Annotated in this window: 1 protein-coding gene; it reads left to right on the top strand. The window is 63.2% G+C overall.

Annotated features, from left to right (window positions below; translation table 11 throughout):
* On the top strand, positions 1 to 296 hold a 296-nt coding region (locus AC6CH3_RS23525; protein WP_498134722.1), incomplete at both ends, for an aromatic ring-hydroxylating oxygenase subunit alpha.

Genomic DNA, 296 nt, shown 5'->3' with positions numbered 1-296 from the left:
GCCTTCTATAACGTGTGCCGGCACCGTGGTGTGAAGCTGTGCATGGAGGAAAAGGGCGAAGCGGCCCGCAACTTCCAGTGCCCGTACCATGCCTGGACCTATGACTTCGAGGGCAAGCTGATCGCGGCGCCGAACCTGACGAAGATGCCTGACATCGACCGGGACGAGTACGGCCTGAACAAGGTCCACATCCGCGAGTACCTGGGGTATGTGTGGGTGTGCCTGGCCGAGGAGCCGCCGTCCTTCGAGGAGGACGTGATGGGCGCGATCGAGGAACGCCTGGGCAACGTGCACGC

The sequence above is a fragment of the Arthrobacter sp. GQ119 genome (genome assembly GCF_059759125.1).
Note: the sequence above shows the minus strand (reverse complement) of the source record. Positions and strands in the feature narration are given on the sequence as shown.